Below are 23,725 nucleotides of genomic sequence, written 5' to 3' on the forward strand. Positions count from 1 at the left end.
ATGCGATCCGGCGCGGAAACGGACCTTCCCGCCGTGGGCCTGGCAGGGGCCGGCAAGGTGGGGCTCGTCCTCGCCGGGGCACTGCGGCGCGCCGGTCACCGCATCGCAGCGGTCTGGGATTCCCACGAGCCCGCGCAGGACCGTGCGGAGCAGTCGTTCCCCTCGATCCAGCGGGTGGGTATCGCATCGGACCTGGCCCTCCACGCCGGCCTCGTCATCGTCGCGGTGCCTGACGACGTGCTCGGGGACGTCATCGAGAACCTCGCCGCCGGACCCGAGCCGTGGCAGGGCGTGACGGTCGTTCACGTCAGCGGTCGATACGGGTCGCAGGTGCTCCAGCCTCTCGCCGATCGGGGAGCGGTCACCGGGGCGATGCATCCGGCCATGGCCTTCGCAGGCGACGTCACAACCGAGCTCGAGCGGCTGTCGGGTGCCTGCTTCGCCGTGACCGCCGGCCCCGAGGACTCCCCACGGATCCGACGGATGGTGCGCCGCATGGGCGGGAAGCCGATCGAGGTCGCGGAGGCCGATCGAGGGCTCTACCACGCTGCTCTCGCACACGGGAGCAACCACCTGGTCACCCTCGTCGTACAGGCCACGCGAATGCTCGAGGCAGCGGGTGTCGGCTCGCCGGCGGAGGTGCTCGGGCCGCCGCTCCGCGCGGCCCTGGAGAACGCCCTCTCCCGGGGCGCCGACGGCGCCACCGGGCCGGTCGTGCGTGGCGATCTGGGGACGGTCGACGCCCATCTGCGAGCGCTCGAGAACGCCCTGCCAGCGGCGCTCCCCACCTACCGTGCGATGTCGCTGGCAGGCGCCGACATCGCGTGGGAGGCCGGACAGCTCCCGACCGAGCAATTCGAGAAGCTCAAGAACCTCCTTCTCGAGCGGTCCTGAGCCGATACCAACGCCGCGCTGCATGTTCCGGGGTCAGCGACCCAGAAACCGCGTTTGGGCGGGCCCCGGAGCCTTCTCCGACCACAGCGCTGGCCGTGGAGCAGGAGGGGCGCGGCGCAGCTTCAGGTGCGTCGAGCCGCCGCCCGAGCCCGAGAAGACGTAAGCGTCGATCCCAAGCTCGGTCCCGAGCGCCGCGGCCAGCTCCATGCACCGCGCGGTGCGCCGTCAGCAGGGACACGGACTCGGGATCCAGGACGATCCGACGATGCTGGGACGATGCTGGTGGGTCTTGTGTCCTTTTCCCACGTCTCGCTGCCGAGCCGGGCCACCGAGCGCTCCACGCGCAGGACCTCACGGACGAGGTCCACGTCGTGCCACCGCAACGCACACAGCTCACCACGACGTGAGCCGGTGACCATCGTGAGCCGGATCAGCACCGCCCAGTCCGGGTCGTCCCACGATGCATTGAGGATGCGTGCAGCCTCCTCCGAGTCGGCGGCTGCGGCTTGGCCGGCGGCTGCTTCGGCGGCTCCGCGTGCTCGATGGGGTTCCTCGCCAACCACTGCCACCGCACCGCACGACGCAGCGCTCCGCTGAGGATCACGTGGATCTGCCGAATCGTCGACTGGGCGAGAGGCTTGCAGACGTGCGGCCGGCAGCGATGGTCGCAGTCGTGCGAGGTCGTCTTCCAGTGCCCGATCGCCTTCCGGCGGTTGCAGTGGGTCCGGCAACGGCGGAGCTCCGCGTAGAACGAGTCGAAGACCTGCGACGACAGCGCGGCCAGCTTGACCTTGCCGATCAGCGGCAGGATGTGGGTGTTCGCCAGGTTCTCGTACGTCGACTTCGTCATGCGTTCGACCTCGAGCAGCGCGAAGTGGCGCTCCAGCAGCTGAGCGACGGTGGCCGTGGTCCTCGGATTGCGCTTCTCGTCGACCTGGACCAGGAGGCGCCTCAGCGCCTTCTCCGCCTCGGCCCGGGCGTCGGGTCCAGCCCGGATGTACTCGCGCAGGTAGTGGCGGCGCTTCGTCAGCGGGTCCATCCCTGCGTAGACCTTCGCCTTGAGGCTCCACTGGGAAGCTCCTCGATCTCACCCCGAGGACGCGTCCTGCGCTTGCCGCCGATCTTGGCCACGCGACAACGCTAGGGCGATTCGCACCACGATCGGCACCACGACACTCGCGACGATGACGTCAGGCGGTGGAAACCGCCTGGTCAGAAGGGTGGAGCTGAGGGGATTCGAACCCCTGACCCCTTGACTGCCAGTCAAGTGCGCTACCAGCTGCGCCACAGCCCCTTGCGATGAGGAAACACTACAACACCCCGTGGGGGCCCGATCGAGGGGGGTCCCCACGGGGTGCCGGGCCTCAGGCCTGGATGGCCTTCTGCAACCAGCTCGTGTCGTTGACGTCGACCTTCGCGCCGTTGACGGCGATGGTCGGGGTGCCGAACTGGCCGTTGGTCTGCAGCGCCGGGGTGGCGGCCGCGGTGTTGGTCGCGTTCTCGATCAGGCCCGTGTTCGCCTGGGCGGCGACGCACTGGCCGAAGGCGGGACCCGCGCCGAGGGCGGTGCCCTTGGCCGTCAGCTCGTCGTTGGTGAAGCCGGCGCTGCCCTCCGCGGGCTGTTCGGCGTACAGCTGGGCGTGGTAGGCCGGGAAGATGCCGGCGTCGGCGGCGCAGATCGCGGCGTTGGCGGCGCGGGTCGAGTAGCCCACCGGGTTGCTGGCCCGGTCGAGGATCGAGATCGCGTGGTAGTTGACCTTGATCTTGCCCTCGTTGAGCGCGGTGGTGAGCTCGTCCTTGTAGGTGGTCTCGAAGCGCTCGCAGTACGGGCAGAGGTAGTCCTCGTAGATGTCCACCGTGACCGGCGCCGCGGCCTGCCCGGCCGTGATCATCGCGCCGTTGCGCGCGACCGGGTAGGCCGGTGCCGGGGCCGCCGCGTCGGACGCCCTGTTGTTCATCGTCACGACGACCCCGACCACGATCGCCGCGATCACGACGACGGCCACGATCGTCAGCACCAGGCTCGTGCCGCTCAGCCCGCCCGGCCCCCGCCGCTTCGGGGTGATCCCCGCCGCACGCAGCCGGGCCTCGGCCGCGGCCTGCCGCCGCTTCCGGTCGCTGCGATCCGCTCCGCCCACGTCAGTTCCTCTCCACACCCGAACCCGACGTGACGAGGGAGCCGGCCAGCCGGTTCTCCACGGCCAGCAGCGTCCGCGGCCGCACGATCAGCCAGGCCGCCAGCAGCAGGAACCCGGCGTCGCGCAGGATCTCCTGGACGTACTGGGTCTGCCCGGGCGCCACGGCCCCGCCGCCGCCGAAGCACCCGCAGTCGATGGTCAGCCCGCGCGCCCAGGCCTGGCTCACGCCGGCGACGAACACCACCAGCAACCCGGCCGAGAGCCAGGCGACGGCCCGGGTCCCGATGCCGAGCAGGAGCAGCACGCCGAGCGCCAGCTCGAACCAGGGCAGCACCCCGGCGACGACCGTGACGGCCCCCCGGGGCAGCACGTCGTAGGCCCGGACGGCCACGTACGTCTGCGCCGGGTCGAAGGCCTTGATCAGCCCCGAGGCGAGCCAGACGGCCGCGAGTCCCAGCCGCGCGAGCGTGCCGATCCCGTCCAGAACGCGGCCCCTCGTCACGCCGCGCACGGTAGCGCCGTCACCTGAGACACAGGTGAGCGACTCTCAGAACCGCTCGCGCGCGGACTCCTGCTCGAGCACGGCGTCGAGGTCCTCGAGCCGGTTCATACCGGCGACCGCCCGGGCGGTGCGGTTGTTGTCGGCGAGCAGGCCCTGGTGCCGGTGCACCCACTGCCAGTAGCCGGCAGTGAAGGGGCAGGCGTCGTCGCCGAGGCGCTTCTTCGGGTCGAAGGCGCAGCCGCGGCAGTGGTCGCTCATCCGGTCGATGTAGGCGCCGCCCGCCGAGTACGGCTTCGTCGCCATCTTCCCGCCGTCGGCGTGCTGGCTCATCCCGATGACGTTGGCGGGCATGACCCACTCGAAGCCGTCGACGAACGCGGTGCGGAACCACTCGTTGAGCTCGGCCGGCCGGTAGGCGCGCTGCAGGGCGTGGTTGCCGAGGATCATCAGCCGCGGGATGTGGTGCACCCAGCCGCGGTCCCGCACCCCCTGCAGCGCGCTGCGTAGGCAGGCCGCGGTGACGGCGTCGGCGTCGAGCTCGGCCCACCAGTCCGGCAGCGGGGTCCGGGCCCGCAGCGCGTTGCGCCGGGTGTAGCCCTTGCCGAAGTGCCAGTAGAGATGCCAGACGTACTCGCGCCAGCCGAGGATCTGCCGCACGAACCCCTCGGCGCTCGGCAGGTCGACCGCGCCGTCGCGGTAGGCCTGCTCGGCGGCGTGCACGGCCTCGAGCGGGTGCAGCACGCCGTGGTTCAGCGGCACCGAGAGCAGGGAGTGGGACATGGCCCAGTCGTCCTCGAGGATCGCGTCCTCGTAGGGCCCGAACGTGCCGAGCCGGTGCCGCACGAAGTGCCGGAGCGCCTGCACGGCCTCGTCGTGGGTGATCGCGAACCAGCGCGGCCCGTCCCGCCCGACGGTCGGGTGGCCGGCCTCGTCGAGCTCGCGGCGGACCTCGTCGTCGATCCGGTCCTCCGTCGGCTGCCACGGCCCCGTCACCCCGAGCGTGCGCCTGCCCCTGGGCGGCGGTTCCCGGTTCTCCGCGTCGTAGTTCCACCGCCCGCCGACCGGCTCGTCGCCGTCCATCAGCACGTCGAACCGCTCCCGCTGGGACCGGTAGAAGTCCTCCATCCGGAACCGGGCGCGGTCGCCGGCCCAGTCCTCGAAGTCGGCGCGGGGCAGGGCGAAGGTCGGCGTGGGCAGGACCTCGGCGACCAGGCCGTCCTTCCGCAGCCGCTCGACGAGCTCGGCCGCGGCGAACGACGTCGGTTCGTGCACGATCACCGGCTCGCCCACCTGTTCGAGGGCCTCCCGGTAGGTGTCGGCGCGCACGTACCGGGCGCGGTCGCCCAGCTCGGCGGCGAGGTGCCGCATCCCGGACAGCACGAGGTGCAGCTTCTGCCGGTGGAACCGCTTGCGCCGCAGCGCGCGGTCGGACTCGACCAGCACCACCTCGCGATCGCGCATCCCGTCCGTGCCGTGGACGTGCGGGCCGAGCTGGTCGGCGAAGAGCCAGAGCGGTTCCCGTCCCATCGGACCAGTGTCGGGCGGCCGCGCGGGGGCCGCGAGTCGGCGGATTACGCTGCCGACGTGAGCGATCCGGCTTTCGAGGCCGAGCTGGCCGAGCACCGGCAGGACCACCGGCACCGCGACGTGTCCGGCGGGTGGTTGCGCGCGGCGACCTTCGGCGCGATGGACGGGCTCGTCACCAACATCGCGTTGATCGCGGGCGTCGGCGGGGGCGGGGCGGACCGGCAGGTGATCGTGCTGACCGGCATCGCCGGTCTGGTCGCGGGTGCCTTCTCGATGGCGCTCGGCGAGTTCGCCTCGGTGGGCACGCAGAACGAGGCGATCGACGCCGAGGCGGAGGTCGAGCGCCGCGAGCTGGCCCGGCACCCGCACGCCGAGCAGGCCGAGCTCGTCGAGGAGTACCGCAAGCTCGGGCTGTCCGACGAGACCGCCCGGCGCGTCGCCGACGAGATCAGCGCGAACCCCGAGATCGCGCTGCGGGTGCACGTCAGCCAGGAGCTCGGCGTGAGCATCGACGACAAGCCCTCGCCCTGGGTGGCGGCCGCGTCGTCGTTCCTCTGCTTCGCGATCGGCGGGATCGTCCCGCTGCTGTCCTTCCTGTTCGGCTCGCCGTCGCTGCTGCTCGGGCTGGGGATCGGCGCGGTCGGGCTCTTCCTCGCCGGCGCGCTCTCCTCCCGCTTCACCGTGCGCACGTGGTGGGGCGGCGGGCTGCGGCAGCTGATGTTCGGTGCGATCGCCGCCGTGGCGACCTACCTGGTGGGCATGCTGATCGGCGTGACGGCCACCTGACCGCTCACTCCGCGCCCACGGCCCGCTCCCCCGCGACCGTCTCGGTGGTGGCGTCGTCGTGGCCGCACGGGCGCGGCAGCGTCTCGGGCGCGCGCAGCCAGAAACCCAGCGCGATCACCGAGATCGCGCCGGTGAGGGCGAAGGCCAGGTCGAACCCGACGGCCTGGGCCACCGCGCCGGCGGCCAGCGGCCCGACGATGGCGCCCACGTCGGCGGCCATCTGGAAGCCCGCGAGCACCGTGCCGCCGCGGGCCCGGCTGCCGATCACGTCGGCGACCGCCGCGGTCATCGGCGGGTTGACCAGGCCGCTGCCGACGCCCGCGACCAGCGACAGTGCCAGGAACAGTCCCGACGACGGCGCGAGCCCGAGCAGGCCCGTCGCCACCGCGGAGACCACGAGCCCGGCCAGCACCGGGGGCTTGCGGCCGCGGCGGTCGGCGAGCCGGCCGGACACCAGGAGCGTCGCGGCGTTGCCGGCCGCGAAGACGGCGAGCGCGAACCCGGCCCAGGTCTCGCTCTGCCGCAGCGCCTCGACCACGAACAGCGGCACCAGGGCAACCCGGACCCCGAACACGGTCCACCCGTTGGCGAAGCTCGCCACCAGCGCGGCACGGTAGGTGGGGTGCCGGATCGCCGTCGGGAAGGTGGCGGCGGGCTCGGCGGGGTCGGTGCCGGCCCGGTCGCCGGTCCGGCCGCGCAGCAGCGGGACCGAGATCAGCATCGCGCACAGCAGCGCCACGGCGTAGACCAGGAACGGCGCCCGCAGGCTCACCGCGATCAGGCCGCCGCCGGCCAGCGGGCCGGCGATGTTGCCCAGCAGGAAACCGGTCGCCCACATGCCCGACGCCCGCCCGCGCGCCTCGGGCGGTGCCAGCCGGACCAGCAGGGAGATCGCCGAGACGGTGAACATGGTCGAGCCGATGCCGCCGACGCCCCGGAACAGCAGCAGCTGCCAGTAGCTCTGTGCGCCCGCCGTCGCGCCCACCGAGGCGGCCGCGATCACCAGCCCCACGGTGTAGACGCGCAGCTCGCCGAACCGGCCGACCAGCCGACCGCTGACGGGGGCGAAGGCGAGCCGGAACCCGGCGAACAGGCTGATCACCGCGGAGGCGGCGGCGACGCCGACGTCGAACGTCCGGGCGAAGGCCGGCAACGCCGGCGCCACGATGCCGAACCCGATGGCGACCACGAAGGCCGCCACCACGAGCACCCAGATCTCCCGCGGCATGCGCACCGTCGTGCGCGCCGACACGGCGTCCTCCGTCGTGGCCACGTCGCCCCTTCCGTCCCGATAGTTGGCAACGCTACGCGATCGGGTGATGCGCCGGGTTCCTCACCTCTCGGCGGATCCGGTCGGGCGGCCCGGTCCGGACCCGCCGCCGGTAGCCTTCCCGGGCGGTGGAAACGGACGAGGTGCTGGCCCGGCTGGCGGAGCTGGCGGGCCCCAGGGGCGAGGAGCTCTTCGCGGCGATCGCCGCCGGGCTCGACGGGCGCCCGCTCACGGACGACGCCGCCCTGCGCCTGGGCACCGCCCTGCGCCGGACGTACCCGGGGCCGCTCGTCGCGGAGGCCCTCACCCAGGCCCAGCTGCGCGAACGGGCCGCGGGCAAGTTCGGCCGGGCCGGCTCGATGTTCCTCACGCGCGCGGGCTGGGAACAGGCGTCGCCGGAGATCGTGGCCCGGCACCGGGCGGCCCGGTTCGCCTCCGCGCGCCGGCTCACCGACCTCTGCTGCGGCATCGGCGGCGACCTGCTCACCCTCGCGCCCGGCCGGGACGTCGTCGCCGTGGACCGCGATCCGGTGCACCTGTGGATGGCCCGGCACAACGCCGCGGTCTACGGCGGGCACCCGGAGGCGCTGCTCGCCGACGTCCGGGAGGTCGACCTGACCGGCGTCGACGCGGTGTTCGTCGATCCGGCCCGCCGCTCCGCCCGGGGCCGGATGCGGACCGGGGACAGCGAACCCCCGCTCGAGTGGTGCTTCGCCCTGCCCGTCCCCGCGATCGGGATCAAGGCGGCCCCGGGCCTCGACCACGACACCGTCCCGGCGGGGTGGGAACTGGAGTTCGTGGCCGTCGACCGGGACCTCAAGGAGGCCGTGGCCTGGTCACCGGCCCTGGCCACCGCCCGCGCCCGGGCGACCGTCCTGCCCGGCGGGAACACGCTCGTCGCGGCCGAGGGCGGGCCCGTGGAGGTGCGGGGCCCCGGCCGCTACCTGCTCGACCCGAATCCCGCCGTCACGCGGGCGGGGGCCGTGGCGGAGCTCGCCCGGCGCACCGGGACGTGGAAGATCGACGAGCGGATCGCCTTCCTGTCCGCGGACGAGCCGGTCGCGACGCCGTTCGCCCGCACGCTCGAGGTGATCGACTCCGGCCCGTGGGACCAGAAGCGGCTGCCCCGACGGCTGCGCGAGCTCGACGTCGGCGCGGTGGACATCCGCCGGCGGGGTCTGGCCGGGGACGTCGACGCCCTGCACAAGCGGCTCAAGCTGCGCGGATCGCGCCGGGCGACGCTGGTGATGACGCGGGTGCGCGATCGGCCGTGGGGCCTGGTCTGCGTTTGAACCCGCCCCGAGAACGGTCGTGGCCCCGGCCTGGTCGGCCGGGGCCACGCTCCTCGGGGTGGAGGTGCCGGGAATCGAACCCGGGTCCTCCTTCGCTTCACGAGGGCTTCTCCGTGCGCAGTCCGCTGTGTCTCTACTCGGATCCACCGGTCTCACGGACGAGCCGGTGTGACGATCCCAGTCGCTGTTGGTTGTCCCGCCCGACCCCGGCGACCGGGCCGGACGGTGAGTCCCCTAGCTGATGCCGGACACCGGGGCGGGAACGCCCCCGGGCCGACAGTCCCTTACTGGATCAGGCAGCGAGCGCGAACTCGGCCTTGGCCGGGACAGTGCGACTCTCGTCGGCACTTATTTTGTTACGACGCATGGTTAACGAGCTCATCGTCGTCTTCCTCGGCACGCTTCCCCTCGGTCCGCCTCAGGAGTCGAGACCGTTCACCCCCTTGTCACGGCCCGCCTGTCGGGCCGTCGTGCCAGTCTAACGCGGGCGCCCCGCCGGATCATCCCGATTCGGTCTCGGACCGGGAGTCGTACCGGTCACGCGCCGCGAGGACCTCCTCGACGTGCGCCTCCCCCCACGCCTTGACGTGCAGCAGGGCCTCATGCCGACCCGCTCGAGCGGGGTAGCTGTAGTCCACCCGTGGCCGGCGTCTACCCGCTCGACGGCGTGACCGCGGCCCACGAGCGGCTCGCCGCCGGCGGCGCGGGCGGCAGCCTGGTCCTGCTCCCCTGACCCTCCTGTGAGCGGGCGGCACCCTCGTTCGACAGGTGAGCGGGAGCGCCGTTCGCTCGTGTCCCGCTGCGGCAGGCGGGGCCGTCAGAGGCGCAGGAGGCGGGTGCCCGTGTCGTACAGGACCGAGCGGAGGAAGGGCTCGCCGAGGCGGTCGTCCGCGGCGGCCCAGCCCGCGATCGCGCGGAGCTGCTCCGCGTAGGGGTACGGGATGTTCGGGAAGTCGCTGCCCAGCACGACCCGGCCGGGGATCTCGGCGAGCCGGGCGGGCCAGTCCGGCGGCAGCGGGGCGAACGCCTCCGCGTAGGGGGTGCCGACCATCGTGGTGTCCAGGTGCACGTTCTGGTAGCGGTGCACGAGCTCGAGCGCGGCGAGGAAGTCCGGCATCCCGGCGTGGGCGAGCACCGCGGTCAGCCGCGGATGGCGGGCCAGGACCTCCTCGAACACGTCGAGCCCGGTGTGCTCGCCGGGGACGGGCCCGTGGCCGCAGTGCACGATCACCGGGACGCCGGCCTCGGCCAGCAGGCCCCAGGCGCCGTCGAGCAGGGGGTCGCGCGGGTCGAAGGCGCCGACCTGGACGTGCACCTTCACCGCCCGCGCCCCGCCCTCGACGGCCGCGCCGAGGTACTCCTCCACCCCGGGCTCGGCGTAGAGCGTGGCGGTGCGGACGGCGGCCGGGTTCGCGGCCGCGAACTCCGCCGCCCAGTCCGTGAGCCACGCCGCCATGCCGGGCTTGTGCGGGTACACCAGCGGCGCGTACCGCAGCACGCCGAGCTTCTCCAGCGTGGCGATCCGCTCGGCCTCGGGCGTGCGGTACTGGATCGGCCAGTCCATGCCGTAGTGCGAGCGGGCCTGGTCGAAGTAGGCCCACACCTTGCGCAGGACCCGCTCGGGCAGGAAGTGGACGTGCACGTCGACCAACCCGGGCAGGCCGAGGTCGGCGAGCCAGCGGGGGACGTCGTCGTCCGACGACGGGGGCTCGGGCAGGGCGGCCGGGGTCACGAGAGCGACCTCGCCCGGCCCTTCGCGGCGCGACCGATGGCCCGGGCCATGTCCCGCTCGGCGTCCTTCTTCGCCAGGTCCTGCCGCTTGTCGTAGGTCTTCTTGCCGCGGGCCAGCGCGAGCTCGCACTTGACCTTGCCGTCGCTGAAGTAGAGCGACATCGGCACGAGCGTCAGCCCGCCCTCGCGGATCTTGCCGATCAGCCGCTCGATCTCGTACTTGTGCAGCAGCAGCTTGCGGGTGCGCCGCGGCTCGTGGTTGGTCCAGCTGCCGTGCGTGTACTCGGGGATGTGCAGGCCCCGCAGGAACACCTCGCCGTCGTCGACCGTGGCGTACGCGTCGACCAGGGAGGCCCGGCCCAGCCGCAGGCTCTTCACCTCGGTGCCCATGAGCGCCACACCGGCCTCGAACTCCTCGAGCACCGCGTAGTCGTGACGCGCGCGCCGGTTCTGCGCGATCACCTTGCGGCCTTTCTCCTTCACCCCTCCAGCCTACGCGGGGGTGGTCGCGTCACACCTTCACGTAGAGACGGAGCGTGACGTACCCGGTGATCCCCGCGATCACGGCGCCGATCGGGACCAAGTAGGCGGAGACCGTCAGGACGTCGGCGAGCGTGACCGCCGGGATCACGCCGTTCTGCGCGATCCCGGCGAGCAGCGAGTCGATGAAGGCGAGCTTGCCGACGACCAGGCCGACGCCCGCGAGCACCGCGCCGACCACGCCCGTCACCACGGCCTCGATGAGGAAGGGCAGCTGCGTGTACCAGCGGGTCGCGCCGACCAGCCGCATCACGCCGACCTCGGTGCGCCGGGTGTAGGCGGAGACCTGGACGGTGTTGGAGATCAGCATCAGCGCCGCGACCGCCTGGACCAGCGCCAGCGCGAAGGTCACGTCCCGCACGCCGCCGAGGAAGTCGAACAGCTTCGCGACGACGTCCCGCTGGTCGATCACCGTGCGCACGCCGACCTGGTTCTCCATCGCCTGCTTCACGGCGGCGGCGCCGGCCTCGGTCGACCCGTTCTGGTCGACGAGCTTGACCCGCAGCGTGGCCGGCAGCGACTGCGGCCGGGCGAGCTCGGCGACCGACTGCCCGGCGAACAGCTCCTGGAAGCGCTCGTACGCCTCCTGCTGGTTCTCGTACGTCACCCCCGCCACCAGCGGGGAGTTCTCCAGCGTGGACCGCAGGCCCGCGCAGATCGGCTGGGTGCAGTCGGAGTCCGCGGTGGACACGTCCTGGGTGAGCGCGACCCGGATCTCGAGGCGGTCGGAGTAGATCGCCTCGGTGGCGTCGATCGTCTTCACCGCGAGCAGCCCGGTGCCGACCATGAGCAGCGAGATCGCGGTGGTCAGCACCATCGCCACGGTCATCGTGACGTTCCGGCGCAGCCCGGTCGCGACCTCCCGGACGACGAAGTCGGATCTCATCCCGCCTCCGCGGAGAGGAGTACGTCGACGGGGCGCACTAGCGGCCGACCCCGTAGACGGCGTGGGCCTCGTCCCGGACGACCCGGCCCATGTCCAGCTCGACCACCCGCCGTCGCATGGAGTCGACGATGGAGTGGTCGTGGGTCGCCATGATCACGGTCGTCCCGGTGCGGTTGATGCGCTCCAGCAGCAGCATGATGTCCTGGCTGGTGTCCGGGTCGAGGTTGCCGGTGGGCTCGTCGGCCAGCAGGACCAGCGGGCGGTTGACGAACGCGCGGGCGATCGCGACGCGCTGCTGCTCGCCGCCGGAGAGCTCGTGCGGCATCCTGTCGGCCTTGCCCTCCAGCCCGACGAGCTCGAGCACCTCGGGCACGACCTTGCGGATCGTCGAGGGCGACTTGCCGATCACCTCGAGCGCGAAGGCGACGTTCTCGCCCACGGTCTTGTTCGTGAGCAGCCGGAAGTCCTGGAACACCACGCCGATGCGCTGCCGCAGCCGGGGCACCTTCCGGCGCGGGAGCTTCGCGACGTCGAGATCGGTCACCCAGATCCTGCCGCGTGTCGGGACGTCCTCACGCAGCAGCAGCCGCAGGAAGGTCGACTTCCCCGAGCCGGACGGCCCGATGAGGAAGACGAACTCGCCCTTGCCCACCTCGACCGAGACGCGGTCCAGCGCGGGCCGCGTCGACGTCCTGTACATCTTGGTGACGCGCTCCAGCCGGATCACGGCCGGGACGTTACCGCTGGATCACGGCCGGGCCGCTACGCGACAGGCCCCCTCGGCGCAGGGGTGGTACCGCTCGCCTGGTTGTACGGGGCGAGTGGTGCCCGGGCACCGCTTCCCCCGCACGGGCCGTCAGGCCGTGGCCTCCTGCGCCTGGTTGCGCCGCCAGCGGATGCCGGCCTCGATGAAGCCGTCGATGTCGCCGTCGAGCACCGCGCCGGGGTTGCCGACCTCGTGGTCCGTCCGCAGGTCCTTCACCATCTGGTACGGGTGCAGCACGTACGAGCGCATCTGGTTGCCCCAGGACGAGCCGGAGTCCTTGAGCGAGTCCATCAGCGCCTGCTCCTCCTGGCGCTTGCGTTCGAGCAGCTTCGCCTGCAGCACGGCCATCGCCGTGGCCTTGTTCTGGATCTGCGAGCGCTCGTTCTGGCAGGACACCACGATGCCGGTGGGGATGTGGGTCAGCCGCACCGCGGAGTCCGTGGTGTTGACGCCCTGCCCGCCGGGCCCGGAGGAGCGGTAGACGTCGACCCGCAGGTCCTTCTCGTCGATGTCGATGTGGTCGGTGGACTCCACGACCGGGGCGACCTCGACGCCGGCGAACGACGTCTGGCGGCGGCCCTGGTTGTCGAACGGCGAGATCCGGACGAGCCGGTGCGTGCCCTGCTCCACCGAGAGGGTGCCGTACGCGTACGGGGCGTGGACCTGGAACGTCGCGGACTTGATGCCCGCCTCCTCCGCGTAGGAGGTGTCGTAGACGTCCACCCCGTAGCCGTGCCGCTCGGCCCAGCGCAGGTACATGCGCATGAGCATCTCGGCGAAGTCCGCGGCGTCGACCCCGCCCGCCTCGGAGCGGATCGTCACCAGCGCCTCGCGGGCGTCGTACTCGCCGGAGAGCAGGGTGCGGACCTCGAGGCTCTGGATCTCCTCGCGGAGCTTCGCGCGGTCCCGGTCCGCGTCGGCGATCGCGGACTCGTCCCCCTCGTCCTCGGCCAGCTCGTACAGCACGGGCAGGTCGTCGAGCCGGCGGCGCAGGTCCTCGACCCGGCGCAGCTCGGCCTGCGCGTGCGAGAGCCGGCTGGTGACCTTCTGCGCGGCCTCGGCGTCGTTCCACAGGTCCGGTGCCCCGGCCTGCTCCTCCAGGTCCGCGATCTCCGCCTTGAGCGCGGGGACGTCGGTGACCGCCTCGATGCCCTCCAGGGTGGTTGCGAGGTCCTTCAGGTCGGCTGCCACGTCGGGGTTCACAACGCTCCAGGCTACGCGTGCGGGCGTGCGGCGTTCCGCCGGAGGTGCGGTCGGCTGCGCGCCGCGCTTCCCCGGAGGGACGTGTCAGTCCAGGGGGATCGTGTCGAGCAGCTTCACCATCGCGCGGGTGTGCGCGACGGTGAAGTCCGCGACCGCCTTGCGGTACGGGTCCTCCTCGCTCTTGGCGGCCGTGCGGGCCTCGGAGAGGCGGGCCGTGTAGACCTCCCGCGAGGTGCCGACCAGCTCGGCCCGCTGCTTCACGGTCAGCTGGCCCGCGTGCAGCAGCCGCAGCACCAGCGGACTGCGCAGCGCGTCGCCGCCGCTGCCGTGCTGCAGCCACGCCTTGAAGGCGCGCTTGCCGGCCGCCGTGATCACGTACTGCTGCGACGCCCGGGGCCCCTGCTTGCCCAGCCGCAGCAGCCCGGCCTCCGCCATGACCGGCAGCTCGCGGTACACCTGGCTGCGGGTCACGGTGAAGAAGGAGCCGAAACGCTCGCCGGCGGCCGCGACGAGCTGACCGCCCGTCATCGGACCGCTGTGGAGCAGTCCGAGCAGGGCCGCGGCGGTGGCGTTGACTGCGGGTGGGGCCGGCATCCCCCAACGGTCCCACGAGCGCGGGGGTTCCGCATTCCACAGTGGCCCCCGACCTGCGAGTTCGGACTGTCTCGGGCGCAGGGCAACCGAGGTGCGTACCCGGCCTCCGGGGCTCCACACCTCGCCCGTGCGGAGTGGTTCGGCGGGGGTGCGCGAGGGGTCGTGCGGGGCCGGCTCGCGCGGCCGGCGAGACGCGGGTCGGAGCGCGGGACGTCAGCTTGTGGAGCGCGGCTCGGCAGGGTTGTTCGGCGGCCGCCGGTGGCGGGCCGGACGTCGGCGCGCGGGGCCGGCGCGAGTGCCGAGGCGGGCTCCGGACGTCGGCTCGCGAGCCCGGCGCGGGCGCCGAGGCGGCGTGGGGGCGGCGCTCGGTCCGGCGGGGCGCGGAGGTCACAGCGCTCGGTCCGGCGGCTCGACAGCCGGCACACCCGTGAGGGTGCGGCCGCACACCCGGGAGTTCGGCGGCACACCTCGTCGCCGGGTTGTGGGACGCCGGGCGGGGTGTGGGACGGGCAGCTGCTTCGTCCTCGGGCTCGCCCGTGTGCCCCGACCAGCCCCGATCGCGCTCACCACCGCCGACCTGCGGCGACCTACGGCGACCTGCGGCGATCTGCGGCGATCTGCGGCGATCTGCGGCGATCTGCGGCGATCTGCGGCGACCTGCGGCGACCTGCGGCGACCTGCGGCGACCTGCGGCGACCTGCGGCGACCTGCGGCGACCTGCGGCGACAGCGTGATCCGGGGCCTGCGCCCGACCGCCGACGCCCCGTACCTCGCCCGCACACCCACTCGAGCGCCGCACATCCGCCGGGTCGCGGCACACCTCGTCGACCGGATGTGGCGCAGAACCTGCGGGTGTGGGAGCGGGTCCGGGATGGTGTGCCACGACCGCCGGGGTGTGCGAGCGGGTGCGAGAAGGTGTGCCACGACCGCCGGGGGGTGGGAGCGGGTCCGGGATGGTGTGCGGCGACCGCCGGACGAGGGTCCGGAGTGGGGTGCGACGAGCGGGCCGGGTGTCGGAGGGCAGGGACTGTGCCGGGCGGTCCTGCACCGGGTGTCGGCGCGCCGCCGCCCGGCGGCCTCGAAGCGGACGGGTGGGACGTCTCAGAGCCGGAGGGCGCTCTCGGGGAGGACGTGGGCGGTCGGGCGGCCCACCCGGCACCGCCGCCCCGGCCCGGCGACGATCGCGGCGGAGCCCTCGGCGGCCGCCGGCAGCCGGTAGGGCTCGGCCGCGTCGAGGTCCACGGCGTACCCGAGGTCGCCGAGGCTGGCGACGCTGACACGGGAGAGCGGGTTGTCGGCCTCGGCGATGAAGCCGCTCATCAGCTCGTCGCCGAACACCGCCTCGCGCCAGTGCCCCTCGCGGGTGCCGGGCCCACCGGTGTTCTCCACGGGCACGGCGCCGCTGCCGCCCAGCGCCGCCCACTCCGCGACGGCGCCGGTGCCGGTGAAGACCGGGTCGTCCGTGCCGGACCCGGACAGCAGGCCGAGGCGGGACCAGAGGGTGCCGATGCCGAGGACGTGCCCCATCTCGTGCGTGATGACGTCGTCGAGCGTGCCGTCGCGTTCCATCTGCGCGAGGTCGGCGGTGTCGAACTGCATCCGTCCGACGGCCGGGAGCAGCCCGGCCGACACCGGGCGCAGCTGGGTCGGACCGGCCTGGCCGAGGACCTGCCCCGGCCCGTCGATGTCGACGCCCGAGGCGAGGATCAGCACGTCGTCGACGGTCTCCCCGTCGACGACGACCGCGGGCAGGTCGCCGACGACCATCCGCGTCCACCGGTCGGCGGCGGACGCGAAGGCCTCCTGCTGGCGTGGGCTCAGCCCGCCGGTGAAACGGACGTCGATCGTGAACGGCGACAGTCCTGCGGGACCGAGCGTGCCGACGGCGGCCTCGGCGGCGCGGGCCGCGTCGGCGACCGCCCGGTAACTCTCCATCCGGAGATCGTGCCGGGTGCTCGTGGGCGGCGCCGATCGGGGGTCCGCTGCCCGATCGTCAGGCGTGGCGGATCTCCACCTCGATCCACTCCATGGCCGAGAAGGGGATCGCACGCCGGCGGCCGTTGTCCATGGTGAAGATCCACATCTGCTCCCCCTCGCTCGCGCTGCGCACCACGCCGGCGAGTGCGCCGTCCTCCACCTGCCCGTCGGGGACGTCGGCGGGAACCTCGGCCCACTCCCCCCGGTGGAGCTCGCGGGCGGTGTGCACGACCAGTCGCATCTTCCTCGTCATGGCGGGTCCTCCTCGTCGGTCCTGGCGTGCGCCCCACACTGGCGGAGCGGGCCGGTCGGCGCCGCGGGTGGCGGCGCCGACCGTCGTGACGAGGACCCCGGCGACAGGGCGCCGAGGACCGAGCTCAACGCAGGTCAGAGCGTCAACGCGGCGATCTTCTCGCGGTGCTGGTCCACCCCGCCGTACAGGCCGGCGAGCCGCTTGGCGCGCTTGTAGAAGAAGTGTGCCTCGTGCTCCCAGGTGTAGCCGATGCCGCCGTGGTACTGGATCATCGCGGCCGTCGACTGCAGGGCGACCTCGCTCGCCTTGGCCTTGGCGACGGACACGGCCAGCGCGGCGTCGTCGAGCCCGGCGTCGACGGCGTGGGCGGCGTAGAGCGCCGCGTGCTCGGCCATCGTCACGCCGACGTGGATGTCCGCCAGCGCGTGCTTGAGGGCCTGGAAGGAGCCGACCGGCACGCCGAACTGCTGGCGCTCGCGGTCGTAGGCGACCGTCCGGCTCAGCGCCTCGCGGGCGATCCCGACCAGGTCGGCGGCGACGAGCACGGTGGCCCGCGCGATCAGCTCGTCGGCGGCCCCCTCGGCGACGGAGCCGGGCAGCGCCTCGACGTCCGAGACGTTCAGCGTGGCCAGCCGAGTGGTGCGGTCGTAGGACCCGGCCGGGGTGGCCTGCGCGCCGGTGGCCAGGCCGAGCCCGTCGACGGTCCGGACCACCACGACGTCGGCGATCACCCCGTACTCCACCGCGGGGACGACGCCCGGGGCGTCACCCCGCAGCCCGACGGCGCCGACGGCGTCGCCCGAGGCGAGGCGCGGCAGCCAGGCGGCCTTCTGCTCGTCCGACCCGGCGAGCCGGATCGCCTCGCCGGCGAGCACCGTCCCGCGCCACGGGCCCGGCGCGACGCCGGCGCCCAGCGCCCGTGCGATCACCTGGGCCTCGACCAGGCCGAGGCCCAGCCCGTCGTGCTCCTCGGGCACGGTGACGGCGAGCCAGCCCTGCTCGGCGGCGGCCTTCCACAGCGACTCGGGGTTGCCGTCGCCGTCGGCGTCCTCGAAGACGCCCCGCACGGCCTCCATGTCGAACCGCTCGGCGAGGTAGGTCGTGACCGCGGCGCCGAACTCCTGCTGGTCCTCGGTGAGGGCGAAGAACATGCCGGCCTCCTACCGGGGCAGGCCGAGCACGCGCTCGGCGGTGACGTTGCGCTGCACCTGGGACGAGCCGCCCCAGATCGTGACGGACCGGGACCACATCGCCTGCGCGTTGAGCGGGCGCAGGTCGAGGTCGCCGAGCTGCTCGAGGGTGTCGTCCTCGCCGAGGACGTCGTCGTAGACCTCCCACAGGTCCTGGAAGGTCTCCGACCACTGCAGCTTGGTCATCGACGCCTCGAAGCCGAGGTCGCGGCCGCGCTCGGTCTGGGTGAGCACGTGCATCGAGTGCAACCGCAGGCACTCCAGCTCGGTGAGCACCCGGGCGAGCTTGTTGCGGATCACCGGGTCGGTGTCGCGGCCGAGCTTCTTGGCGACGGCGGCGATCTCGTCGTACTGCCGGCGGAACTCGGTGTACTGCGAGATGCCCGAGGCGCCGCGCTCGAAGGACAGCAGCAGCATCGCGGTCCGCCAGCCCTCGCCGATCTCGCCGAGGACGTCCGTGGCCGGCACCCGGGCGTCGTCGAAGAAGACCTCGCCGAACTCGCTGGCGCCGGACATCTGCTTCAGCGGCCGGGCGTCGACGCCGGGCTGGTGCATGTCGATGAGCAGCATCGAGATGCCGCGGTGCTTCTGGCTGCCCGGCTCGGTGCGGACCAGGGTGAAGATCTTGTCGCCGTGCACCGCGTTGGTGGTCCACACCTTCTGCCCGTTGACGACGAAGTCGTCGCCGTCCCGGACACCGCGGGTGGACAGCGCGGCGAGGTCCGACCCGGCGCCGGGCTCGGAGAAGCCCTGGCACCAGATCACCTCGTTGCGCAGCATCGGGCCGATGATCTCCTTCTTCTGCGCGTCCGTGCCGATCGCCATCACGGTGGGCGCGAGGAAGGTGAGGCCGAGCGGGTTGACCGTGCGGGGGGCGTCGGCCAGCACCATCTCGACGTCGTAGATCGCCTTCATGCCGGGCGTGCCGCCGCGGCCGCCGAACTCCGTCGGCCACTGGATGCCCGCGAAGCCGGCGAGCGCCTTGTCGCGCTCCCAGTCGCGGCGCAGCCGGAAGCTCTCGTCGTCCGGCAGCGACTCCCAGAAGCCCGGCCGGCGCCACTCGTCCGGGATGTTCGCCGAGAGCCAGGAGCGCAGCTCGCTGCGGAACTCCTCCTCGGCGGCGGTGAAGGTGAGGTCCATCGTCGAGACCCTCCTGCGTGCGGTTCGGGGTGCGGCGGGGCCAGGCCCTCGACGAGGAGCCCGCGCCGGCGCCCAGCCTGGCATACCGGCCGGTAACCTGCATCGGCCGAGGGACCCGACGAGCCGCGGACCGTCCGGTCGACGGCCGCGGTATGCGCCATATAGCCTGACGGTATGCGCAGCGAGCGGGTGACCGTCACCCTGCCGGCCGAGCTGGTCGCCGAGGCCCGGGAGGCGGTCCGCAACGGGAGTGCGGCGAGCCTGTCGGCGTACGTGGCCGAGGCCGTGCAGGCACGGCAGACCCGTGACCGCTCGCTCGCTACTCTGGCCGACCTGTACGGAGGTCCCCCACCGGCGGACGAGCTCGACGCGGCCCGGAGGTCGCTGCGGCTCGTTCCTCCCGTGGCCGTCGGCTGAAGGGCGCGCACATGATCGGCGGAAGAGTGCTGGACGCCAGCGCGCTCCAGGCTTTCGCGACCGGCCGGCCCGTCTACATGCGCGCCCTCGTGTGGGCGGCCGTCGAGGAGAACCTCGTGCTCGCGGTGCCCTCAGCCGCGCTCGGCCGCGCCTGGTCGCAGCTCGAGCCCGAGCACCACGCCGCCCTGCAGGTCCTGCTCGGCCTGCCCAACACCGTGATCCACGACCTCTCGCCCGCGATGGCCCAGGAGTCCGGGCTGCTGCTCGCCGCCGCGGGGCAGGACGACATCGTGGCCGGGCAGGTCGTCACCACCGCTCGGCACCGGGGCTGGCCCGCGGTCACCGGCGACCCCGGCGCGCTCCGCAAGCTCGACGGCGCCGTGGCGATCGAGGAGCTTCCCTAGAGCACTTGTCCTGGAACCATGACGCGTTCCCAAGGACGGCGTCAACGCGTCACGGAACCATGGTGCGATTTCGAGGACGACCCTGAGGCGTTACGGAACAACAACGCGCTTTCGAAGGGCCGCGTCAGGAAACCATAATGCGCTTCTCGAGGGCGTGTTGCGCGCGTCAGGGAGCCAGGATGCGATCCAGAATTCTCAGACCAGGCGGTTGCGCAGGGCGTCGAGCTCGTCGTCCGTGAGGCCGTTGGCCTGCAGCCAGGCCGCGGCGCCGCCGTCGCGCTCGTCGAGGGTGGCCAGGACCTGCTCCATCGCGATCGCGCGCGGGCTGTGCCGGTCGATCTCCTCCGGCCCGGGCATCTCCTCGCCGGACAGCGAGGTCCAGCGCCGGAACATCGCCTCGATCTTCGTCGCGGACAGCGCGTAGTCCTCGACGACGGCCTCCCGCTCGACCCCGACGGCGTCGAGCACCATGGCCACCAGCGTCCCGGTCCGGTCCTTGCCCGCGGCGCAGTGCACCAGCGCGGCGCCCTCGGAGGTGGCGAGCCGGCGGACGGCGCCGACGACGTTGGGCCCGCGGTCGCGCAGGTAGCCGAGGTAGTTCGCGACCATGGGGTGGACGTCGTCGCCCACCTCGGGCAGCTCGCGGTCGGACTCCGGGATGAAGCTGAACTGCACCGTCTCGACGCCCGCCCGGGCCAGCTCCGTCTCGCCGCGCTCCGCGATCTCGCGGTTCGTCCGCAGGTCGAGGACGAGCCGCAGGCCGAGCCCGTCGACCAGCTGCCGGACGTCGGCCGGCGTCACGTGGTCGAGCGACTCGCTGCGCAGCAGCACTCCGGTGCGGGTGTACCCGCCGCCGACGAGCGGCAGGCCGCCGACGTCACGGATGTTGCTCAGTCCCTCGAAGCGCAGCCAGCGGTCGGCGGAGGTGGTCGGCACGGCGGCGTCGGTCACGCTCCCACGGTAACGGCGGTTCCTCCGCGACGCGGGTGACCGGCGTCTCACCCCAGCAGCTTCTGCGTGCCCGCCTGCGCGATCGCCAGCGGGTCCGGGAGCGCGGGCAGGCCGTCCTCCGGTGCCAGCACGGTGAAGGTCAGGACGACCTCGGCCTCGCGCACCGAGATCAGCACGACGTCGAAGCCCTCGCCGCCGACGCGCCAGCCGGTCGCCTCGTCGTGGCCCAGATCCGCACGCAGGTCCTCTGAGGGCGCGATCACCGCCGGCCGGCCGTCGACGTGACCCTCCGAGCACGACATCCCCGCGACCGACGCGCGGTAGGCGTCGGCCGCGCTCGCCTCGTCGCCGTAGACGCTCACGGCCTCCTGGACCAGCCCTGCCGGGCTCTCCGCGGCGGCCCCGACCCGCACCGCGTACGGGAACCGCGCGACGACGCCCGGGCCGCCGCACAGCGCGGGCGTCGCCGGGTCCGGTCGCGGCTCCTCCCCCGCCGTGAACCCGGGACCGATCTCGGCGGGTGTGAGCAGGAAGGGGCGCAGGCCGTCGGCGGCGGCGTCCAGGCCGGGGTCGGAGACGGGCGCCTGCGCGGTCCCGCCCGACGAGACCGGACGCGGCGGGGCCACCGCGGCCCGGGTCGGCAGGGGGGCCGCGTGCCGCGCGGCCACCGGCTGCGGCGCGGCCGGAGCCGCCGTGGCCACCGGGCTCTCGGTCCGCGCGTCGGCCGAGGCGGCGCCGCATGCGCCGGTCGCGAGCACGACACCGAGCACGGCGGCGGAGAGGGCGGCGGGCAGCAGTCGCATGGCAGGGAGTCTTCGCCGGGCCAGCGGCCGCGTCGGGGAGGCCAGCACCACCCCCGGCCGGAGGGACCATGTCAATCGGCCGCGCGAAGGCGCAAGATCGCAGGGTGATCCCCGACGAGACCCCGCTCGGCCGCGCGATGGACCTCCTCGCGGAGCAGGACCCCGGCGCGACCGCCCTCCTCCACCCCGCGGGCACCACCACCCGTGCCGAGCTCGCCGCCGCCTCGAGCCGGGCCGCGCGCGAGTTCGCCGCGCTCGGGGCGCGCGAGGGATCGCTGGTCACCATCGGGCTGCCGAACGGCGCGGCCTTCTACGCGGCGGCCGTCGGAGCCTGGAAGATCGGCGCGATCCCGCAGCCGGTGTCGGCGAAGCTGCCGCCCGCCGAGCTCGAGGCGTTGATCGAGGTCGCCGACCCGGCCGTCGTCGTCGGGCTGCGCGCGCCGGACGGGCGACCGTCGCTGCCCGGGGACTGGACGCCCGATCCCGCCCTCGACCCGGGCCCGCTGCCGCCCGCGGTGCCGCCGAGCTGGAAGGCGCCGACCTCGGGCGGGAGCACCGGCCGACCGAAGATCATCCTGGCCGGGAACGCCGGGGAGTACGGCACGGTCACCCAGGCCGCCGAGCGGCTGCGGATCGAGGGCGGCGACGAGGTCCTCGCCGTGACCGCGCCGCTCTACCACAACGCGCCGTTCATGTTCTCGCTGCTCAGCCTGCTGCGCGGGGGCACCGTCGTGGTGCTCGACCACTTCGACGGCGCCACCGTGCTCGCGGCCGTCGAGCGGCACCGGGTGACGTGGCTGTACGCCGTCCCCACGCTGATGGGCCGGCTGCTGCGGCTGCCGGAGGAGGTGCGCGCCGCCGCGGACGTCTCGTCGGTGCGCACCCTGCTGCACGTCGGGGCGCCGTGCCCGGAGCACGTCAAGCGCGGCTGCCTCGAGTGGTTCGGCCCCGAGACCGTGATCGAGCTGTACGCGGGCACCGAGTCGCAGGCCAGCTGCATGATCGACGGCGTGGAGTGGCTGGCCCACCCGGGCTCGGTCGGCCGGGTGGTGTCCGGCGAGATGCGCATCGGCGACGAGGAGGGCCGGCCGCTGCCCGCCGGCGAGGTCGGGGAGGTGTGGATGAAGGTGCCGGAGTCGCCATACCGGTACCTCGGCGCCACCGCCCGGGCCCGGGACGGCTGGGAGTCGCTCGGCGACATGGGCCACATGGACGAGGAGGGCTACCTCTACCTCGCCGACCGGCGCAGCGACATGATCCTCGTCGGGGGGTCCAACGTGTATCCCGCCGAGGTCGAGGCGGCGCTCGACGCGCACCCGGCCGTCCTGACCTCGTGCGTGATCGGGCTGCCCGACGACGACCTGGGCTCGCGGGTGCACGCGATCGTCCAGCTCGAGCCGGGCTCGACCGTCACCGACGAGGAGCTGCGGGCGCACGTCGCGGGGCGGCTGGCCCGGCAGAAGGTGCCCGCGACGATCGAGCGGGTGGACCAGCCGCTGCGGGAGGACACGGGCAAGGTGCGCCGCTCCGCCCTCCGGGCCGAGCGACTGCCGGGCTGAGGCACGGCGCGACTCGCGGGGGGCCAGGGGCGCGACTCGCGGAACCCCGATCCCGCGAGTCGGCACTTTCACGTCACCGAACCACACATCTCCGTCGTCTCCCGGGAATGCACACTCGGTCGCCTGAAACTGCCGACTCGCGGTGCTGGAAGTGCCGACTCGCGGGGTGTCTCAGGCGGCGGGACCGCGGCGGAGGGCGGCGGGGAGCAGCCGGGCGCCGTCCCCCGCGGCGGCGGCGCGGTCCTCCGGGTTCATCAGCCGGCACCGGGCCAGGGAGAGGCAGCCGCAGCCGATGCAGGAGTCCAACCCGTCGCGCAGGGCGACGAGCGCGTCGATCTGCTCGTCGAGCCGCCCCCGCCAGGTCTTGGACAGCCGGGTCCAGTCCGCCTTGGTCGGGGTGTGGTCGGCGGGGAGCTCGTCAAGGGCGGCGCGGACGTCGTCGAGCCCGATGCCGATCGAGCGGGCCGCCCGGATGAACGCGAGCCGGCGCAGCACCCCCCGCTCGTAGCGCCGCTGACCGCCTGCCGTGCGCGTGGCGCTGACGAGCCCCTCCCGCTCGTAGAACCGCAGCGCCGAGTGCGGGAAGCCGCTGCGCGCCACGACCTCCCCGATGGTCAGCAGGTCCTTCGCGTGCACGGCGCCCCCCTCAGCTGAAGCTCACTCCACGTCCACCCTACGCGCCGGTAGCCTCTGGTCGCGCCCAGTGACCGTTCGTCGCACGAGACGCGGAACACCTTGCCACTCAACGGCGCGACGAACGGCCACGGAGCAGCGGTGACAGGCAGCCCGAAGGGTTGTGTCCGGGGGGTCACCATCCGTAGTGTCGCCGCCAGTCATCACGGTCCGATCACGAGCGGACGACGGAGCCGGAGTCCCCGACCGGCTCCCCGGGACCCCCGACC

At 73.4% G+C, this 23,725-nt stretch carries 24 protein-coding genes, 1 tRNA gene and 1 other RNA gene; 6 read left to right on the top strand and 20 right to left on the bottom strand.

What is annotated here, in order from left to right; genetic code table 11:
• Window positions 1–894 carry a Rossmann-like and DUF2520 domain-containing protein gene (locus tag ACFQH9_RS05940; RefSeq protein ID WP_379564874.1) on the top strand — a complete coding sequence of 298 codons (894 nt, stop codon included), beginning with the start codon at window positions 1–3 and terminating at the stop codon, window positions 892–894.
• A gap of 430 nt (window positions 895–1,324) precedes the next feature.
• On the opposite strand, the gene ACFQH9_RS05945 is transcribed toward ACFQH9_RS05940, so the two are convergent.
• The 5 genes from ACFQH9_RS05945 to ACFQH9_RS05965 form a co-directional block, all read right to left on the bottom strand.
• On the bottom strand, window positions 1,325–1,933 hold the full coding sequence (locus tag ACFQH9_RS05945) for a hypothetical protein (RefSeq protein ID WP_379564875.1): 609 nt from the start codon (window positions 1,931–1,933) through the stop codon (window positions 1,325–1,327).
• Between the two features lie 182 nt (window positions 1,934–2,115).
• Window positions 2,116–2,188 (bottom strand) — tRNA-Ala (locus ACFQH9_RS05950).
• A gap of 70 nt (window positions 2,189–2,258) precedes the next feature.
• Complete coding sequence (locus ACFQH9_RS05955; protein ID WP_379564876.1) at window positions 2,259–3,032, bottom strand: DsbA family protein; 774 nt, start codon at window positions 3,030–3,032, stop codon at window positions 2,259–2,261.
• 1 nt (window position 3,033) lies between these two features.
• Window positions 3,034–3,534, bottom strand: a complete 501-nt coding sequence (locus tag ACFQH9_RS05960) for a MauE/DoxX family redox-associated membrane protein (protein ID WP_379564877.1) — start codon at window positions 3,532–3,534, stop codon at window positions 3,034–3,036.
• Window positions 3,535–3,579: 45 nt separating this feature from the next.
• Complete coding sequence (locus ACFQH9_RS05965) at window positions 3,580–5,061, bottom strand: cryptochrome/photolyase family protein (protein WP_379564878.1); 1,482 nt, start codon at window positions 5,059–5,061, stop codon at window positions 3,580–3,582.
• 57 nt (window positions 5,062–5,118) lie between these two features.
• Here ACFQH9_RS05965 and ACFQH9_RS05970 point away from each other — a divergent pair, with 57 nt between their 5' ends.
• The gene (locus ACFQH9_RS05970; protein WP_379564879.1) at window positions 5,119–5,847 is read left to right on the top strand and encodes a VIT1/CCC1 transporter family protein; all 729 of its coding nucleotides are present in this window, start codon (window positions 5,119–5,121) and stop codon (window positions 5,845–5,847) included.
• A 4-nt stretch (window positions 5,848–5,851) separates the two neighbouring features.
• On the opposite strand, the gene ACFQH9_RS05975 is transcribed toward ACFQH9_RS05970, so the two are convergent.
• Window positions 5,852–7,120, bottom strand: coding sequence for an MFS transporter (locus ACFQH9_RS05975; RefSeq protein ID WP_379564880.1), 1,269 nt, complete (start codon window positions 7,118–7,120; stop codon window positions 5,852–5,854).
• 125 nt (window positions 7,121–7,245) lie between these two features.
• Between ACFQH9_RS05975 and ACFQH9_RS05980 the strand changes: the two genes are divergently transcribed.
• Window positions 7,246–8,409 (top strand): class I SAM-dependent methyltransferase, encoded by a 1,164-nt coding sequence (locus tag ACFQH9_RS05980; protein WP_379564881.1) that lies wholly within the window; start codon window positions 7,246–7,248, stop codon window positions 8,407–8,409.
• Between the two features lie 56 nt (window positions 8,410–8,465).
• Here ACFQH9_RS05980 and ssrA read toward each other — a convergent pair.
• From ssrA to ACFQH9_RS06035, 11 genes are all read right to left on the bottom strand, one after another.
• Window positions 8,466–8,852, bottom strand: a transfer-messenger RNA (tmRNA) gene (ssrA, locus tag ACFQH9_RS05985).
• Window positions 8,853–9,226: 374 nt separating this feature from the next.
• Window positions 9,227–10,141, bottom strand: a complete 915-nt coding sequence (locus tag ACFQH9_RS05990) for an amidohydrolase family protein (protein WP_379564882.1) — start codon at window positions 10,139–10,141, stop codon at window positions 9,227–9,229.
• Window positions 10,138–10,623 (bottom strand): SsrA-binding protein SmpB, encoded by a 486-nt coding sequence (smpB, locus tag ACFQH9_RS05995; protein ID WP_379564883.1) that lies wholly within the window; start codon window positions 10,621–10,623, stop codon window positions 10,138–10,140. The genes ACFQH9_RS05990 and smpB overlap by 4 nt, the downstream gene beginning before the upstream one ends.
• A 28-nt stretch (window positions 10,624–10,651) precedes the next feature.
• Window positions 10,652–11,566 carry a permease-like cell division protein FtsX gene (gene ftsX, locus ACFQH9_RS06000; protein ID WP_379564884.1) on the bottom strand — a complete coding sequence of 305 codons (915 nt, stop codon included), beginning with the start codon at window positions 11,564–11,566 and terminating at the stop codon, window positions 10,652–10,654.
• Window positions 11,567–11,603: 37 nt separating this feature from the next.
• Entirely contained in the window at window positions 11,604–12,293 is a 690-nt protein-coding gene (gene ftsE / locus ACFQH9_RS06005; RefSeq protein ID WP_379564885.1) for a cell division ATP-binding protein FtsE, read from the bottom strand.
• A 129-nt stretch (window positions 12,294–12,422) separates the two neighbouring features.
• Entirely contained in the window at window positions 12,423–13,535 is a 1,113-nt protein-coding gene (prfB, locus tag ACFQH9_RS06010) for a peptide chain release factor 2 (RefSeq protein ID WP_379564886.1), read from the bottom strand.
• 84 nt (window positions 13,536–13,619) lie between these two features.
• The gene (locus ACFQH9_RS06015; RefSeq protein ID WP_379564887.1) at window positions 13,620–14,129 is read right to left on the bottom strand and encodes a PadR family transcriptional regulator; all 510 of its coding nucleotides are present in this window, start codon (window positions 14,127–14,129) and stop codon (window positions 13,620–13,622) included.
• 1,101 nt (window positions 14,130–15,230) lie between these two features.
• Window positions 15,231–16,064: a leishmanolysin-related zinc metalloendopeptidase gene (locus ACFQH9_RS06020; RefSeq protein ID WP_379564888.1), complete on the bottom strand. Its 834-nt coding sequence runs from the start codon at window positions 16,062–16,064 to the stop codon at window positions 15,231–15,233.
• 58 nt (window positions 16,065–16,122) lie between these two features.
• Window positions 16,123–16,359 (bottom strand): hypothetical protein, encoded by a 237-nt coding sequence (locus ACFQH9_RS06025; RefSeq protein ID WP_379564889.1) that lies wholly within the window; start codon window positions 16,357–16,359, stop codon window positions 16,123–16,125.
• Window positions 16,360–16,493: 134 nt separating this feature from the next.
• A complete protein-coding gene (locus ACFQH9_RS06030) occupies window positions 16,494–17,510 on the bottom strand; it encodes an acyl-CoA dehydrogenase family protein (RefSeq protein WP_379564890.1) in 1,017 nt (338 codons plus the stop codon).
• Window positions 17,511–17,519: 9 nt separating this feature from the next.
• Window positions 17,520–18,689 carry an acyl-CoA dehydrogenase family protein gene (locus tag ACFQH9_RS06035; protein WP_379564891.1) on the bottom strand — a complete coding sequence of 390 codons (1,170 nt, stop codon included), beginning with the start codon at window positions 18,687–18,689 and terminating at the stop codon, window positions 17,520–17,522.
• A gap of 174 nt (window positions 18,690–18,863) precedes the next feature.
• Between ACFQH9_RS06035 and ACFQH9_RS06040 the strand changes: the two genes are divergently transcribed.
• Window positions 18,864–19,106, top strand: a complete 243-nt coding sequence (locus ACFQH9_RS06040) for a ribbon-helix-helix domain-containing protein (protein WP_232871335.1) — start codon at window positions 18,864–18,866, stop codon at window positions 19,104–19,106.
• 11 nt (window positions 19,107–19,117) lie between these two features.
• Window positions 19,118–19,510: a hypothetical protein gene (locus ACFQH9_RS06045; protein WP_379564892.1), complete on the top strand. Its 393-nt coding sequence runs from the start codon at window positions 19,118–19,120 to the stop codon at window positions 19,508–19,510.
• Between the two features lie 195 nt (window positions 19,511–19,705).
• Here the strand turns inward: ACFQH9_RS06045 and ACFQH9_RS06050 are convergent, their stop codons facing one another.
• Complete coding sequence (locus ACFQH9_RS06050; RefSeq protein ID WP_379564893.1) at window positions 19,706–20,461, bottom strand: tyrosine-protein phosphatase; 756 nt, start codon at window positions 20,459–20,461, stop codon at window positions 19,706–19,708.
• A 47-nt stretch (window positions 20,462–20,508) separates the two neighbouring features.
• Window positions 20,509–21,264 (bottom strand): hypothetical protein, encoded by a 756-nt coding sequence (locus tag ACFQH9_RS06055; protein WP_379564894.1) that lies wholly within the window; start codon window positions 21,262–21,264, stop codon window positions 20,509–20,511.
• A 104-nt stretch (window positions 21,265–21,368) separates the two neighbouring features.
• Between ACFQH9_RS06055 and ACFQH9_RS06060 the strand changes: the two genes are divergently transcribed.
• Window positions 21,369–22,823 carry an AMP-binding protein gene (locus ACFQH9_RS06060; RefSeq protein ID WP_379564895.1) on the top strand — a complete coding sequence of 485 codons (1,455 nt, stop codon included), beginning with the start codon at window positions 21,369–21,371 and terminating at the stop codon, window positions 22,821–22,823.
• A gap of 171 nt (window positions 22,824–22,994) precedes the next feature.
• Here the strand turns inward: ACFQH9_RS06060 and soxR are convergent, their stop codons facing one another.
• Window positions 22,995–23,459: a redox-sensitive transcriptional activator SoxR gene (soxR, locus tag ACFQH9_RS06065; protein ID WP_379564896.1), complete on the bottom strand. Its 465-nt coding sequence runs from the start codon at window positions 23,457–23,459 to the stop codon at window positions 22,995–22,997.
• Window positions 23,460–23,725 lie beyond the last annotated feature (266 nt).

The organism is Pseudonocardia lutea (genome assembly GCF_042658055.1).
Classification (GTDB): Bacteria; Actinomycetota; Actinomycetes; order Mycobacteriales; family Pseudonocardiaceae; genus Pseudonocardia; species Pseudonocardia lutea.